The organism is Acinetobacter endophylla (genome assembly GCF_053543775.1).
This window is the reverse complement of the sequence record NZ_JBLVOM010000014.1, coordinates 12,433-28,607: the sequence shown is the minus strand read 5'-3', so window position 1 is coordinate 28,607 and position 16,175 is coordinate 12,433. Positions and strand designations below refer to the sequence as shown.

General features: G+C 42.3%; 13 protein-coding genes and 1 pseudogene. 9 read left to right on the top strand and 5 right to left on the bottom strand.

Translation table 11 applies throughout. From position 1 onward, the window contains the following. Nucleotides 1-88 precede the first annotated feature (88 nt). The 3 genes and pseudogenes from istA to ACNPNW_RS02455 form a co-directional block, all read left to right on the top strand. Nucleotides 89-1,108 (top strand): IS21-like element ISAba8 family transposase, encoded by a 1,020-nt coding sequence (gene istA, locus ACNPNW_RS02465; protein WP_448766467.1) that lies wholly within the window; start codon nucleotides 89-91, stop codon nucleotides 1,106-1,108. Further along, entirely contained in the window at nucleotides 1,108-1,881 is a 774-nt protein-coding gene (istB, locus tag ACNPNW_RS02460) for an IS21-like element ISAba8 family helper ATPase IstB (protein ID WP_001053379.1), read from the top strand. Before istA ends, istB begins: the two co-directional genes overlap by 1 nt. 78 nt (nucleotides 1,882-1,959) lie before the next feature. Next, nucleotides 1,960-2,661, top strand: a pseudogene (locus ACNPNW_RS02455) (aromatic-ring hydroxylase C-terminal domain-containing protein); the annotation flags it as partial. Between the two features lie 307 nt (nucleotides 2,662-2,968). Here the strand turns inward: ACNPNW_RS02455 and ACNPNW_RS02450 are convergent. After that, complete coding sequence (locus ACNPNW_RS02450; protein ID WP_448766466.1) at nucleotides 2,969-3,148, bottom strand: hypothetical protein; 180 nt, start codon at nucleotides 3,146-3,148, stop codon at nucleotides 2,969-2,971. 66 nt (nucleotides 3,149-3,214) lie between these two features. Between ACNPNW_RS02450 and ACNPNW_RS02445 the strand changes: the two genes are divergently transcribed. Further along, on the top strand, nucleotides 3,215-3,784 hold the full coding sequence (locus tag ACNPNW_RS02445; protein ID WP_448766465.1) for a hemerythrin domain-containing protein: 570 nt from the start codon (nucleotides 3,215-3,217) through the stop codon (nucleotides 3,782-3,784). Between the two features lie 35 nt (nucleotides 3,785-3,819). Here ACNPNW_RS02445 and ACNPNW_RS02440 read toward each other — a convergent pair whose 3' ends face one another. The 3 genes from ACNPNW_RS02440 to purL all read right to left on the bottom strand — a co-directional run bounded on the left by ACNPNW_RS02440 (nucleotide 3,820) and on the right by purL (nucleotide 8,914). After that, nucleotides 3,820-4,566: an abortive infection family protein gene (locus ACNPNW_RS02440; RefSeq protein ID WP_448766464.1), complete on the bottom strand. Its 747-nt coding sequence runs from the start codon at nucleotides 4,564-4,566 to the stop codon at nucleotides 3,820-3,822. An 84-nt stretch (nucleotides 4,567-4,650) separates the two neighbouring features. Further along, nucleotides 4,651-4,776 carry a KGW motif small protein gene (locus ACNPNW_RS02435; RefSeq protein WP_253144109.1) on the bottom strand — a complete coding sequence of 42 codons (126 nt, stop codon included), beginning with the start codon at nucleotides 4,774-4,776 and terminating at the stop codon, nucleotides 4,651-4,653. Nucleotides 4,777-5,080: 304 nt separating this feature from the next. Beyond that, nucleotides 5,081-8,914, bottom strand: coding sequence for a phosphoribosylformylglycinamidine synthase (purL, locus tag ACNPNW_RS02430; protein WP_448766463.1), 3,834 nt, complete (start codon nucleotides 8,912-8,914; stop codon nucleotides 5,081-5,083). Nucleotides 8,915-10,217: 1,303 nt separating this feature from the next. Here purL and ACNPNW_RS02425 point away from each other — a divergent pair. From ACNPNW_RS02425 to ruvB, 5 genes are all read left to right on the top strand, one after another. Continuing rightward, a complete protein-coding gene (locus ACNPNW_RS02425) occupies nucleotides 10,218-11,855 on the top strand; it encodes a sodium:solute symporter family transporter (RefSeq protein WP_448766462.1) in 1,638 nt (545 codons plus the stop codon). Nucleotides 11,856-11,866: 11 nt separating this feature from the next. Continuing rightward, the gene (locus ACNPNW_RS02420; RefSeq protein WP_004645659.1) at nucleotides 11,867-11,998 is read left to right on the top strand and encodes a putative transporter small subunit; all 132 of its coding nucleotides are present in this window, start codon (nucleotides 11,867-11,869) and stop codon (nucleotides 11,996-11,998) included. Between the two features lie 196 nt (nucleotides 11,999-12,194). Then, the gene (locus ACNPNW_RS02415; RefSeq protein WP_005106412.1) at nucleotides 12,195-13,535 is read left to right on the top strand and encodes a deoxyguanosinetriphosphate triphosphohydrolase; all 1,341 of its coding nucleotides are present in this window, start codon (nucleotides 12,195-12,197) and stop codon (nucleotides 13,533-13,535) included. Nucleotides 13,536-13,650: 115 nt separating this feature from the next. After that, nucleotides 13,651-14,253 carry a Holliday junction branch migration protein RuvA gene (ruvA, locus tag ACNPNW_RS02410; protein WP_448766461.1) on the top strand — a complete coding sequence of 201 codons (603 nt, stop codon included), beginning with the start codon at nucleotides 13,651-13,653 and terminating at the stop codon, nucleotides 14,251-14,253. Nucleotides 14,254-14,488: 235 nt separating this feature from the next. Beyond that, the gene (gene ruvB / locus ACNPNW_RS02405) at nucleotides 14,489-15,496 is read left to right on the top strand and encodes a Holliday junction branch migration DNA helicase RuvB (RefSeq protein ID WP_004279105.1); all 1,008 of its coding nucleotides are present in this window, start codon (nucleotides 14,489-14,491) and stop codon (nucleotides 15,494-15,496) included. Nucleotides 15,497-15,510: 14 nt separating this feature from the next. On the opposite strand, the gene ACNPNW_RS02400 is transcribed toward ruvB, so the two are convergent. Continuing rightward, nucleotides 15,511-16,143, bottom strand: coding sequence for a hypothetical protein (locus ACNPNW_RS02400; protein WP_420937813.1), 633 nt, complete (start codon nucleotides 16,141-16,143; stop codon nucleotides 15,511-15,513). Between the last annotated feature and the right edge of the window lie 32 nt (nucleotides 16,144-16,175).

The following is a 16,175-nucleotide window of genomic DNA, read 5'->3' as shown; positions in this document are numbered from 1 at the left end:
TGTTAGCGGCAGTGTAAAAATGACCCCCTAATGGCATTTAAAAACTGACCCCCTTGGTTAATATAGCGGTCATTTTGGACTGCTCAACATGTTAACTTTGGAGCAAGCAGTGACAATCCAAATACTTCATCAGCAAGGTAAATCTATTAAAGCTATTACTCGTGAACTGGGGGTGTCCAGAAATACCGTACGTAAATATTTACGGCAAAACACCACACCTCAGTATCAGCGTATACAGCCTAGAATAAGTATCCTTGACCCATATAAACCCTATTTACTCCAACGTGTAAACGCAGCTCATCCTGAATGGATTCCTGCTGTTGTGCTCTACCAGGAAATTTTAGGGTTGGGATATCCAGGAAAGATCAGGATCTTGAGGGAATATCTTGCAACATTAAAACCAGTTGCTAAACCGGAACCGATCATTCGTTTTGAAACCCAACCTGGCCAACAAATGCAGGTGGATTTCACCACGATTCGACGCAACAACACGACTTTGAAAGCGTTTGTCGCAACATTAGGGTATTCCAGAGCGACTTTCGTGAAATTTTATGATCATGAACGTACCGATGCATGGATCGATGGTCTAGAAAATGCATTTCAGTTTTTTGCAGGAGTACCTCAAGAAATCCTGTTTGATAACGCTAAAACGATCATGATTGAACGGGATGCCTATCAGGAGGGGCAGCATAAATGGAACCCCAAACTGCTCGACTGCGCCAAGAAATACAGCTTTCGTCCTCGCGTATGTAAGCCCTACCGTGCACAGACCAAAGGCAAAGTTGAACGCTTTAATGGATACCTCAAATCAAGCTTTATTGTGCCATTGAAAGCAAGCCTGAAGACTTCGGGTTTACTGTTAGATGTTGATGTCGCCAATGCCCACATTGGCCGGTGGCTGCATGAAACCGCCAATCAGCGGTTTCATGCCACCACGCAAGAAAAACCGGCTGTTCGACTGCAACAAGAGCAGCAAAAATTTACGCCATTACCGCAATCAGATACAGGTTCCAGCACTGTACCTGTTGCAGCAGCACAGCATGTCATGCCCTACGAGAGTTTGCAGCATCCCTTATCGGTATATGACCAGTTGCTGGGAGTTTCCTGATGAATCTGCAATACGACCGTATAGAGCAGCTTTGCCAAAAGCTCAATCTGCCTGCCATCGCATCACAATGGTCACATCATGCACAACAAACATTAGGTCAGGATGGAAGTTATGCCGACTTTGTTGAAGCGATCTTGACGCATGAATATGCTGCCAGGCAACAGCGCAGTCAGCAGGTACTGATGAAACTCTCAGGCCTGCCTCAAGTCAAAACCCTGGAAGACTATGATTTTAATTATGCCCTAGGGGCCCCTAAATCACAGGTGATTGAACTGTTCAATCTGAGCTTTATTGCTAGAGCAGAAAATGTGGTGTTTCTGGGGGCTAGCGGAGTAGGAAAAACGCACTTATCTATGGCATTAGGCTATAAGGCCATCATGAACAACATTAAGATCAAGTTCATTACCGCAGCGGATTTAATGCTGCAACTGAGTACAGCCTATCAGCAAGGTAAATTGAAAACCTATATGCAGCGTGCGGTACTGGGACCAAAGTTACTGATTATCGATGAAATTGGTTATTTACCATTTGGACGTGAAGAAGCGAATCTGTTCTTTAACGTGATTGCCAAGCGTTATGAAAAAGGCAGTACGATATTGACGAGTAACTTACCCTTTAGCCAATGGTCTAAGTCATTTGCGGATGATGTCACGTTGACCGCTGCGATGTTAGATCGGCTATTACATCACTGTCATGTGGTACAGATATCGGGTGAGAGTTATCGTTTGAAGGATAAAAAAAGAATTGGGATTCAGCCGCAGGTTGAAACTTAATACGAGATCAAAGGGGTCAATTTTACTTTGCCATTTGTAAGGTAAAAGGGGTCAATTTTAGAATGCCGTTGACAACCACCTTCCCTGCTGGATTCCTATACGACTGAGCGTGCACCGGTCGGCAAGCAAATTGTGGCGCGAGCGAATCAATCACGTTTTGATTATAAATACCTGAAAGAAGTCTTTGGTTTTGACAATGGTGTGACTACACAAAAACAAATGCTGGAACGTATTTTTTCGGAAGATGAGCAAGGTGCTGAAATCCGCAAAAAGCTGTTTGAAGCTTTGGAAATTAAAAACTTCGAATTTAATGCACAAGGTGTAGAGCTGAACCAACGATATAGCTCCAATGCAGTGATTAGCGAATCTGAGCCTGAAAGATTTGAGCGAGATCAACAGCTTTATTTACAGGCAACGACTCGCCCGGGTGCTAAAGTTCCGCATACCTGGCTGATCAATGCCAAAGGTCAAAAGCAGTCGACACTGGATATTACGGGTAAAGGTCGTTTTACCCTGCTCACAGGTTTATCCGGTAAAGGCTGGAAACAGGCGGCAGAAGCATTGGATTTGCCATATCTGGATGTGACTCAGATTGGTTCACGTGACTATCGTGATGTGTATGGAACCTGGAATGCCAAGTCTGAAATTCATGAATCTGGTGCAGTACTGGTTCGTCCGGATGGTTATGTGGCTTGGCGTTATCAGGACAGTACCAATAAAGCTTTTGATTATGAAAATACGTTAAAAGCAGTACTCAAACAGGTTCAGCTAGTTATTTAATGAATAAGTTTTGAAAAGACCACCTTCGGGTGGTTTTTTATGCTTTTAAAATAATGACATATACTGACTCTCAGCTTTTCTTGAAGCCACTTTGTTCTAAAATTTCTTTCCTAAACTCCCTGATTGATTAAAACTTATTTAATCGCAACGATTCCTTCCAATACCAATGCACATATACAATTGATTTTGTGATAAATTTCACATTAATACAGTGTAATTTACCTCATTCAGGTTCAGTCATACTGTTCTGCCTTGTATAGCTAGGACACATTCATTTTGCTGATCTGTGGTTCAAATTCTCCCGCACTCAGCCAGCAAGATAATGTTCGTTGTGAAGTAAGCACATGTCATGGCAAATCTCTCCCAGATATTCGACGGCTTTAGGAATGGTCGAAAACTTAACTTCAACTTTTGATCCTCTCATTGATACCGCGAATGCAATGCCAATGACATTCCGGCCTGAAACACTTAAACGCAAAAATTTCATGTTTTCAAATCAAAAGAATGGATGATCTTGATTTGAAAATAAAATCTAAATTCAGGATTTCCCCCAATGTTATTTAATTGGTTAAAACAGTTATTTTCATCACTTTTCAATGGATTTAACCCATCCAAAGCGGACAATCCACAAAATGAAACGGCGCTAGATTTGGGTAATCGTCACTCGATTGATACCACCTCTAAACATGATGATGTGGGTATTCCTTTTTATCCGAATCTGATTAAACATTTGGAACTAGATCACCAACAACTTCTGAATCTGTACGGCAACATTGGCAATTCTTTAAATCTACAGGAATATCATTTACTGCCTGATCAATTAGCTCAATTTAAACAAGATTTTAAAGCGCATTTAGATGCTGAAAATATCAAGTTTTATGGTTACTTGGAACAAGGCTTAAAAGAACAAAGCCAGGCATTTTTATCTTTACGTCAGTTTAGAAAGGAAATGCGTGTCATTGAGCGGACTGTGATTAAGTTTATAGATCACTGGATGGATTTTGGGGTAAACCGTGCATCTGCTGCTGAATTTAAAGAAGAATATGAAGCGATTGGTTCTGCATTGGTGCAACGTATTGAGCGTGAAGAAAAAGAGCTCTGTACCATGTATAGCCGTGTTTAAGTAAATATAAAAAAGGCTATCCTAGGGTAGTCTTTTTATATCTTTTCTTTTTTCATTTCCCAAGTAGAAAATAAAAAAACTGCCATTGTTCCTGCTAAATTTACTGCAAACTCAGCATGTCTAGGAGAAGGCTTCACATTATTTTTGCCTTGACCATGAGCATCACTGATTTTATTTCTTAATGAGCCTAAACCTTCAACTATCGCACTACAGCCACCTAAGATTTGCTTAAATACCTGCTCTGTATGCTGTGATGGAGACAAGTTTAAATTACTACTGACTAATCTATACAACTGGTTTATATCTGGAGCATTACCGTATTCTACACTTAGCTCATCTAGGATATGTTTGCATGTTGACTCTAAAAGAGTTCTAGACAGAGTAATTGCACCATCTGGATCAGTCGTTCTTCTTTCTAAGGCTTTGTTCCAGATTGTATGGATATAATCTGAATCTATATTTTGAACGACATTCTTTATAATTTGATCAGAAGGGACTTCACTACTAAATTCTAGTTTTTCTAATATGGGTTGAAAGGACTTCCAAATGAAATCCCGTCTTTCAGCATATGTTGCATATTCAAATTTAATAAATTGCCAAAATTGCTGTAGATTCCTATACGTTAGAATGTATTTTGGTAATAAATTTTTAATATCAGCTTCTTTTAATAAATAGAATCTTAAAGTTTCATATTCGCTAGTATTTTCATTACTACCTGTAGCATGAGCTATAAGTAAATTCTGAATAGTTTCTATTTTTATTAATTTTTCCTGATTATCCATCTTATATTTTTCACCCATTTTCAACAAATATATAATTTTAAAAATGAAAAAGCCACCTCTCGGTGGCTTTTTTAAATCTGTTGATCAAGAACCCTGTAGCAAATAACTACCTACCAAGAACAGTACCTGTAGGCCAACAACAAAACCAAATAACCACCAACCTTTCTGACGTAATTCTGTTCTATCCATTATTCTGAGCGTCTTAGCCATGTCATCACCTCATCTTTGAGAATTGATACTGAACCGATCTATTCCATCTTTCTTTTATAGTGCAATAAAGTTGTGCATAAAACATACCATAGCACTTTATATACAATATGAAAGCAAAATCTAAACCAAGTCCGTAGGGAAAAAGAAAATTAAAAAAATTAAAAAACAAAAAGCCACCTAAAGGTGGCAATTGATGAAGCTAGTTTAAACAAAAGCTGAAAGATTTTCCAGTTTTGCCGCTATTCCGGTAATTTTTGCAATAAAAAAGGGCTGCTTGCGCAACCCTTTTTCAAGCTAAAGTGAATTAACCAATAAATTTACGTGCATTACGGAACATACGTAACCAAGCACCATCCTGATCCCAGTCTTCTGGTTTCCATGAATGCTGGATCGCGCGGAAGTTACGTTCAGGGTGCGGCATCATAATCGTTGCACGGCCATCCTGAGACGTTACACCGGTAATACCTTCTGGTGAACCGTTCGGGTTCAATGGATATTGTTCAGTTGCATTGCCATGGCTATCTACATAACGTAGAACAACCTGATTCGATGCATTCAATGCAGCAAAGTTTTCCGCCGTTGCAACTGCACGACCTTCACCATGCGCCACAGCGATTGGCAGAATCGAACCTTGCATGTCTTGTAACAATACTGAATTCGATTTTTCTACACGAACGTTCACTGCGCGCGCTTCAAATACTTCAGACGTATTGCGATGGAAACGTGGCCAAGCATCCGCACCCGGAATTAACGGAGCCAATTGAGACAACATTTGACAGCCGTTACAGATACCCAGCGAGAAGGTTTCTTGACGGTTAAAGAATTTCTCAAACTGGTCACGTAATTTAGCATTGAACAATACGGATTTCGCCCAGCCGCCGCCAGCGCCCATCACGTCACCATACGAGAAGCCACCACACGTCACCAGACCTTCAAAATCATCCAGGCTGATACGACCTGCCAGCAAGTCACTCATATGTACGTCAACGGTATTAAAGCCCACTTTGTCAAATGCTGCAGCCATTTCGATATGACCATTGACACCCTGCTCACGTAGAATTGCCATATTTGGACGACGCAAGTTAATGAATGGTGCTTCAATCGCTTCATTCAAGTCGAATGTTGGTTGGGCGATAATACCTTTGTGCGCTTTATCGGTAATTAAAGCAAATTCCTGATCCGCAGTTTGTACGTTGTCACGCAGGCGCTGGATTTGATGAGAAACTTCAGTCCATGCCACTTGCAGATCAGCACGTTCAAGTACCAGACCATTTACAGACAATTGGTCAGAATTATTTACAGTACCCACCACTGCAATTGCATCTTTAAGCGTAGATGCTGCAACTTCAGCTTGTAGATCTTCCCAGTCTGCTTTGGCAATTTGCAGAACTACACCGATTTCTTCAGCGAACAATGAAGCAACAGATTGATCTTCAAGTGCGACACCAAGACGTGAAGCGAACATCATTTCTGCAACAGTTGCCAATAAACCACCATCACCGATGTCATGATACGCTTTGATTAAGCCACGGTTGTTCCAGTCTTGAACCAATGCGAAGAATGCCTTGAAATCATCGAAGCTATCCACATCAGGAGTAACCGAACCAATCGCTTTGTATACCTGCGCCAGAATCGAACCGCCTAAACGGAACTGACCTTTAGACAGATCAACACGAACAAGCACAGACTCAAGGTTTTTCAATTCTGGAGTCAATGTTTGGCGCACATCAGTCACTGGTGCAAATGCAGTGATCACGCCTGACATTGGTGAAGTCACAGACTTGTCTTCACCTTCGTCATTCCAAGTAGTACGCATAGACAATGAGTCTTTACCGACTGGAATCGCGATACCGAGTGCAGGACACATTTCCATACCGATGGCTTTCACGCCTTCGAATAGCGCCTGGTCTTCGCCCGGTTGACCCGCAGCAGCCATCCAGTTTGCAGACAATTTGATATCACTGATTTTTTCAATCTTCGCAGACATAATGTTCGAGATCGATTCAGCCACAGACAAACGTGCAGACGCAGCAGGATTCAACAAGGCTACTGGAGGACGTTCACCCATTGCCATTGCTTCACCGGTGTAACCGACAAGACTTGTAGTTGTCACAGCAGCATCCGCAACAGGAACCTGCCAGCGACCTACCATTTGGTCGCGTGCGACCATACCGGTAATCGAACGGTCACCAATACTGATCAGGAATGATTTAGAAGCAACAGTCGGGTTTTTAAGAACGCGATAAATCGCATCTTTCAGATCTGTGACTTTAGCCGCGTCAAAATCATCGCCTTTGCGTTCAATCGTTTCATAGGTACGGCTCATACGTGGAGTACCGCCAAGCATCACCTGCATTGGCATATCCACTGGCTTGTTGCCGAACAATGGATCTTCAACGGTTAAGTGACGTGCTTCAGTCGCTTCACCTAGTACTGCAAACGGACAACGTTCACGCGCACAGATTGATTCAAATAATTCTAAAGAAGATGGACGAATCGCTAATACATAGCGCTCTTGCGCTTCGTTTGACCAGATCTCCATTGGCGACATGCCAGGTTCTAAAGATGGAATCTTACGAAGATCTAGCACCGCACCCAATTCGTGATCATTCACCAGTTCAGGCATGGCATTTGATACACCACCCGCACCGACATCATGTACCGACACGATTGGGTTGTGGTCTTCCATGCGCCAGCAAGTATCGATCACTTCTTGGCAACGGCGTTCCATTTCCGGGTTTTCACGTTGTACTGAGGCAAAATCAAGGTTCTCGCCCAATTTGCCGCTATCTACAGAAGATGCAGCACCCCCGCCAAGACCGATCAGCATGGCTGGACCACCGAGCACGATCAATAAGTCACCCGGTAAGATCGGATCTTTTTCAACGTGATCTGGACGGATATTTCCGTAACCACCAGCGATCATGATTGGCTTATGGAAACCTTTAACATCGCCATTGACGTTTTGTTCAAAAGTACGGAAGTAACCATTTAAAGCTGGACGACCAAATTCGTTATTGAACGCAGCACCACCCAATGGGCCTTCAATCATGATTTGTAACGGCGATGCCATACGCGATGGTTTGCCGTAGTTTTCTTCCCAAGGCTGTTCAAAGCCCGGAATATTCAGGTTAGATACGGTGAAGCCGGTTAAACCTGCTTTAGGCTTACCACCACGACCGGTCGCACCTTCGTCACGGATTTCACCGCCTGAACCTGTCGCTGCACCGGCAAATGGTGCAATCGCAGTTGGATGGTTGTGGGTTTCCACTTTCATCAGGATATGCGCGGCCTGGCTCTTGTATTTATAAACTTGATGACCATTGTCTTCTTGGGTTGGATAAAAACGCTGGGTATCCGAACCAACAATCACCGAAGCGTTGTCTTTATAAGCCGACAATACGTCTGTTGGTGATTCTTTATAGGTGTTCTTGATCATCTGGAACAATGACAATGGCTGAACTTCACCATCAATCGTCCATTCTGAACCGAAGATTTTATGACGACAATGCTCAGAGTTGGCTTGAGCAAACATCATCAGTTCGATGTCATTTGGATTACGGCCTAGCTTGATGAAAGCTTCAGTCAGGTAATCAATTTCATCCATTGATAATGCAAAACCAAACTCGTTGTTGGCTTTTACAAGTGCTTCTTTACCTTCACCCAGAATATCAATCGAGTTCAGTGGTTTTGGCGCAGTTTCCACAAATAATACCGCAGCATCTTCAATCGCATTGAATACGCTTTCGGTCATACGGTCGTGAAGTACTTGCAATGCTTCTTTAGAAAGCTCTTTTACGCCCTTCAAAGTAAATAAAACGCCGCGTTCAAGTCGATGAACCGGCGTATTACAGTTTTTGAAAATGTCCGTCGCTTTAGAGGACCAAGGAGAGATGGTTCCGACGCGCGGTGTGACTAAAATCTGGATTTCATCACTTGCAGCCTGGTGCAATTCAAAAGATTGACCATCGTTGAGAAGCTGTAAAGCTGATTGCTGTTGTTGCTCGCTGAGCGCTTGGTCAAAGAGGTAGACCCATTGACTTTCAATTGATTGAACAGAACTAATTGACGTCAAACGCGATAATAGTTGAGTTTTCTTAAAAGAAGAATGTGCGGGTGCACCGGCAACGATAAACATGCTGATTTTGGCTCCACGGGATGGTCTGAACAACCATGCCACAATGTGACTTGAGAGAGCGCATATTCTACTGTGAAATAAGGAAATCGGCTAGATGCCAAATCAGAAAACTACGTCTGAAATATCCTGGACTTTTAAAATATTTCGTTTATTTTCAGTCAGGAAAATTGAATGTAGTCGCACAGGTTATCACATTTTTTTAAAGAAAAATCAAAACCGCTTCAGAATAATTTTATATGTAAAAATTGTATTATTTTTCAACAACAATCAGTGCAAACTCAAATTCAGGTTTTATTGTCATGACCTGCCAAAACTCCGATTTAGGCCAAAATGAAATACTTGATTACAAGATTTCATGAAGTCGTATTTTTTGAGACTGTTTTTAATTCTTTTGAGTGACTCCTAACTTTGACTTCTAAGATTAGAAAACTGGTTAAAGGTCTTCTGCCGTTTTCTGTACTACAAGGAACAGTTCTCCGCTGATCTCCGCCATTACAGTAACAGAGGCAAATTACTCCCCTCTATGAAAGAATAATTAATACTGAGTGGTATTTTAATCTGACATCATCTGCGGGGGAAAAACCGGACATCCATTCTCACCTTCTAAAAGAATAAAAATAAAGTTTCTTATTTTGGCCTTTTATTTTTTTATATTTGATTTTTATCTTCTCAGATCATAATTAAGCGAAATTTACTCATCTAAAAGACCAAAAATCATATCCATAAAATTACTCCACCATATCTAATATTTTGAAATTTCATCACTTATTCATGAGCTCTATTATGCGTAAAAAGCACAATATAAATAGCAAAACACCACTCGTATTTATAAGAAAATTCACCAGGAATTATGAGGCTCATATAAAAAAATAATGAAGAAATGATTAATAATAAAATTTTGTTACCTTTTTATTTAATCCGTATTCCTAGGTTTTATTTAACTCGAAAAATTTAAAATAAATATCTGTAATTGCTGAAAAAATATCGAAATTTTCTTTTTTATTCAATCAACAGAGGAACAGACTCATACGTCTATATCAGCTAAGAATCTTAACAAACAGACACTTCATCAGTAAATTTGATGATTTTATGTTAAGCTCTAGCCGAATTGCTGAGGAAATGTCCAAATTCTGGGCCTAGCAATGGTTTTTCCTTTCTGCTGTAGAGATGAATATAAATTCTATATTCGGACACTAACTTTTTGATGTTCTATAGCTTCACTGCTCTGTCTATTTTAGAGCCTTAATCTGTCACCAATGATTTAATTTTCAAAAACAAAAGGTGACCCGCTTAAGGAGTATGTATGTTTCAATTCACTAGTACAGCAACTGTACTATTGATGGTGCTTTTCTATGGCATCACCTTTTTACTATCGTTACGTATTAAACAGAAAAATGAAAATGTTGATGGCTACATGGTCTCGAATGGCTCCATCGGATTTGGAATGTCTGCGGCCAGTATGACCGCCACCTGGATCTGGGCTGCATCATTTTATGCAGCAGCTTCATCCGGATATACATACGGCGTTTCCGGTGCCCTACACTATGGTTTGTGGGGTGCGCTGATGATTTTATTTATCTATCCCTTTGGTAAGCGCTTTCGTGAACTGGCACCTAATGCCCACACCCTGGCAGAAATTATGCATGCCCGGCATGGCAACCAAAGCCAGATGATTCTGGCAGGTTCCAATATTGTGGGTAGCGTCATCAGCCTGATGGTGAACTTTACCGCCGCTGGGGCACTGGTTGAAATTTTATCTCCTTTAAGCTTTATCCATGGCGTGCTGATTACCGGCATCGGTGTGCTGTCCTATACCCTCTGGTCGGGCTTCCGTTCTTCGGTCTTTACCGATTTTGGTCAGCTGGTGGCGATGATTGTCGCGGCTGTGATCATTATTCCAACCTTATTCTTTACCTTAGGCGGACCTTCCCTGTTTCAAAGCGGGATTCATAACCTGCAACCGGAACAGCTGGATTTTTTCTCTAAAACAGCCTTTCTGGAACAAGGCGCGCCGTTTTTTGTTGCCGTATTGGCTTACGCGATTGGTAATCAGACCATTGCCCAGCGCCTGTTTGCAGTCCGTGAAGACCTGATCAAACCGAGTTTTATCACTGCAACCATTGGTTATGCTGCAATTGTCATTGGTCTAGGCATGCTTGGATTACTGGCGCTATTTGCAGGTATTCAACCCATTGATGGCAACCTGAATAACCTGATTCCACAAATGGCAGCGACTTATCTTTCGCCATTTATGGTCGCGCTTTTATTTATCATGGTGATTGGAGCCCTTTCTTCTACCGCTGACTCGGATCTGTCTGCCCTGTCTGCGATTGTCATGACGGACATTTATGGCAAACAGATTGCGAAAAACCGTCCTGATCCAAAGAAAATGCTGTTTATTGGTCGTATGACCATGGTCGTTGCCACCATGCTGGGGATTGTGATTGCCACCTTGAAATTTGACATTTTGTCGATGCTGATTTTTGTGGGTGCGCTTTGGGGTTCTATTGTGTTCCCTGTGATTGTCAGCCTGTATTGGGACAAGGTGAATGCTCGGGCCTTTAACTGGTCAGTGGGCCTCGCATTTTTCAGCTTTCTGATTGTACGTTTTGAATGGCTTCCGATTCAGGGATTGATCGCACTTGGCTTTGAACTCGTTGCGACCCTGGGGATTGGTGTGGTGCTGGGTCTGATGACCTTTGGTTTCTTCGGCAAGAAAGTGGGCTTGGTCGTTGGCATATTGGCCAGTATTGGCTTCATGCCATGGACCATCGGCTTCTTGCGTGAATACGGCACCTTGTTAAGCTCACTGACAGCTTATGGCAGTAGTGCGCTGGTATGTACTGTGTTGACGCTGGTCTACAGTAAAGAACGATTTGATTTTAAACAAATCAACAAGATGGTGATTGAATTTCACCATCTATCTGAGAAAAGTAAATAAGGAGATTTCAGATGACAAGTCAATTATTGACTCTATATGTACTTTTTTGGCCATTGGTGGCAAGCCTGGTCTTGTTCACGATTTGCCTGAATGTCTATAAAGACACACAACAGGCCAAGAAAAATGGCGAAGAGCTAATCTGATTCTTCGCCTTAAACAAAAAGCAGGCCATTGAGTCTGCTTTTTTATTGTTCATTTGATGATTTCGATTTTTAATTCTTAGTTTTTTCCAGCTGACTGAAATAACAATATGCAGCAAGACAATTCATGTCGCACTGCCCTAGTGTCAGAGCTGGTTTTTTGGCATGATGCAAATAGTGGATCACTGAATAATGATAAATGACTCAAATGCGTTGGTTAGAACTGCTTTCGACAGTTCGGATTGGTAGTAAAAAGCAGAGCACTGAACTGGCACGCAGCCCGTTTCATAAAGATTATGACCGTATTATTTTTTCGCAAAGCTTCCGGCAGTTAAACCGCAAAACCCAGGTCCATCCACTGACCCAGCATGATGGCATTCATACCCGCTTAACCCATTCGCTGGAAGTTTCCTGTATTGGCCGTTCACTCGGTATGTTGGCTGCCGAGAAAATCAAAGATAATTTACCTGCCTGGATTTCTCCGGCTGATGTCGGTGCCATCATTCAGGCCGCCTGTCTGGCACATGATATCGGTAATCCACCTTTTGGGCATGCCGGTGAATACGCCATTCGGGAATGGTTTGACGATGCATCTCATACCGATTTTTTAAAAGATTTGAGTCCTGAACAGGAAGCCGATGTACGCCAGTTTGAAGGCAATGCCCAAGGCCTGCGCCTGCTGACCAAGATTGATTATCATCCCTATGATGGCGGCATGCGCCTGACCTATGCTACGCTCGGCGCCTATCTTAAATACCCATGGCTCTCTGAGGCGATTGACCCGACTGGTAACACCCCGGCCAGCCGACGTCCAAAATTTGGTTGTTACCAGTCTGAAAAAGAAATTTTGCAGGAAATTGCTGAACAGTTAGGATTAATCCAGCTTGGTGAATACCATTATTGTCGTCATCCACTGACCTATCTTTTAGAAGCTGCGGATGATATCTGCTATGCTCTGATTGATCTGGAAGATGGTATCAGCCTGAATATGCTCAGTTACACCGAAGTCGAGCCAGTTTTCCTGAACTTGCTGGGAGAATATGGCACACCTGAAGAAATCAACCTGCCTAATACCACCTGGCAACAAAAAATTGCCGCCTTACGTGGCCGGGTCATGAAACGTCTGGTAGATGAAGTCACTACGGCCTTTGCCCGACATCAACAGGAAATTTTGATGGGCCAATTGCAAGGCTCATTGCTGGGTTATTGTAGTGCCGACATTGAGATTGGCATTAACCGGGCCAAAGAACTGGCGCGAGACAAAATCTTCGAACATCCGCAAAAAGCCGGTCTGGAAATTATCGCGCATCAAAGTCTGCAAACGATTCTGGATGCCTTTATTCCACTGACCACGCCGCACAAAACTTTAAGCTTTAAAGAGCAGCGTTTGATGGCTATTTTAAAACGCTCGGGTGCGCAGTTTAGCGCTGATCATTATGACAACATTATGCAGGTGCTAGATATTGTCTCCAAGTTCTCGGATCATCAGGCTTATAATCTGGCGCAGGAACTGCATGGCAATAAAGCCGGGTTACTCTAACACGAACGAGCGCCTGATGATAATCTCAGCAAAATCACTGCTTTTGAATGATAGAGTTTTGCCTTTATCGAAAATGCTGACTACTATGCCTGTATTAAATTTGAGTATATAAAAAATGATTGGATGCCTGATTGGAGAAGTGCTGGCACTTGAAGCGCCTACTGTTTTATTAAATGTAAACGGCGTAGGTTATGAGATTGATACTCCTTTAACCACTTTCTGTCAGTTGCAAAAAGGCCAGAACATTACCCTGTGGACCCATCTGGCTGTTCGTGAAGATGCCCAGTTACTTTATGGCTTTATCAATGCGCAGGAAAAAACCATTTTCCGTACCTTATTAAAGGTGAACGGCGTTGGTCCGAAAATGGCGCTTGGTATCCTTTCCACTTTAAGTGTGGAAATGCTGATCCACACCGTTGAACATGAAGATATCAATACTCTGGTCAAGGTTCCGGGGGTGGGTAAAAAGACTGCAGAACGCCTAATGATTGAATTGCGTGACCGCTTTAAAGCCATGGCTTCAGGTGCTGTGCCAAGTAATTCAACTGCACCACAGATTCAGTTTATGGGCAATTCAGCCGTGGCTGAAGCGGAAGCTGCATTACAGTCCTTGGGCTATAAGCCTGCTGAAGCACAAAAACTGGTGAATGCCGCCAAAGGCGAATTTACAGAAGCCAGCGATATTATCCGCGCTGCATTAAAGTCGATGAATAAATAATAGCAATCAGATATTGAATATAAAATTTATGCCAGTATCAGAATCTACCTGGCGACATGGATGTCGCCTGTTAAACTGTGCTATCAGGACGTAGCATCAGTTTAACAAATGGGTTTTGTTACTTTTGCCCAGTCAAAAGTAAGAGCATGCCGACTCAATGGCATAGAAATTCCAAGAGCATTTTGAGGCTATGACTTTATTCACCTCAAATAAACCATAGAGATTAACTCAAAAGATGCAAGACCGTCTCATCAGTGGTTCTGAAAAACCCGAAGATCATTTCGATCGCGCCATCCGCCCAACTTCCCTCGATGACTACATCGGTCAACCGGTGGTTCGTGAGCAGATGGAAATTTTCATTGGTGCAGCCCGCGGCCGTGAAGAAGCCCTCGATCACACCTTGATTTTTGGTCCGCCAGGTCTGGGTAAAACAACGTTGGCCAATATTATTGCCCGAGAAATGGGTGGCAATCTCAAGTCAACTTCTGGTCCGGTTCTGGAACGTGCCGGCGACTTAGCCGCGATGCTAACCAATCTGGAAGAAGGTGATGTCCTGTTTATTGACGAGATTCACCGTCTTTCACCCGTGATTGAAGAAATCCTGTATCCGGCAATGGAAGATTATCAGCTCGACATCATGATTGGTGAAGGCCCTGCTGCTCGCTCGATTAAACTGGATTTACCGCCATTTACCTTGGTAGCTGCAACTACACGTGCCGGTCTACTCACCTCTCCGCTGCGTGACCGTTTCGGAATCGTACAGCGTTTAGAGTTTTATTCGGTTGAAGATTTAACCCACATTGTCAAGCGTTCAGCCAATTTGATGGATGTACCTATGACGGGAGATGGCGCAAAAGAAATTGCCCGTCGCTCACGAGGCACACCACGTATTGCCAACCGTTTATTGCGCCGTGTCCGTGATTACGCTCAGGTCAAAGGGACTGGTGAAATCAATCAGGATATGGCCCAACGTGCTTTGGACATGCTCAAAGTCGATAAAGATGGTTTAGATACCCTCGACCGCCGTTACCTGTCGATGTTACTTGAGCGTTTTGATGGCGGCCCTGCCGGTGTTGAGGCACTCGCAGCAGCTATGGCGGAAGACTCAGGCACGTTGGAAGATGTAATTGAGCCTTACCTGATTCAGCAAGGTTATGTGATGCGTACTGCGCGTGGTCGTATTGCCACCAATATGGCGTATTTGCAGTTTGGGATGACACCACCTGAACCGAAAGAGAAGTGATTTCAAGAAGCAGCTTAGGCTGCTTCTTCATTTAGCATATTAATTAAAAATATGTTTAAACTTGCATTAATATATCCCAACTTATATTCAAGTTCTTCTAGTTGGTCAGTACAATCCTTATCTCCCAAAATACAGCTAATTAACTGCGTTGCCATATCTAATAAGTCAAATAACTCCTTTCTAACTTGTTCATCTAGCACCTCACCTGGTCTGATATATGAAAGCACCTTGGTTATACTATTTTCAAACTGATGGTAATTCAGCTTTAAACTTTCATTATCTAAACTGGCTATGTTTTTAGTAATCAAATATCGAAATTTAGCATTACTTAAAAAACCAATTCCATATGATGAAATTTCAGAAATTATAACTCTAAGGTTTTCTGCCCTACGTTGTTTATAGAGCGTTTTTAATTCTTTAACTTTTATTTCATTTTGGGATTTAATCAAGTCCTCATTAGACTTGATCTGTGATTCAGTTGATTTTTTTACAACGTATATAGTAATTAAAAATCCAATAAAGCTGATAATTGCGGACGCTATAACACTGATTACAACTACCCAATCTGTCGAATGTTGCACATCTAAATACACTTTCTGATCTTTCGGCTGCTGTAAAGCCATAGCTTGAGTTTGTTGTTCCTGCACGTTTCCCCACATATTTTAATTTAATTATTTAT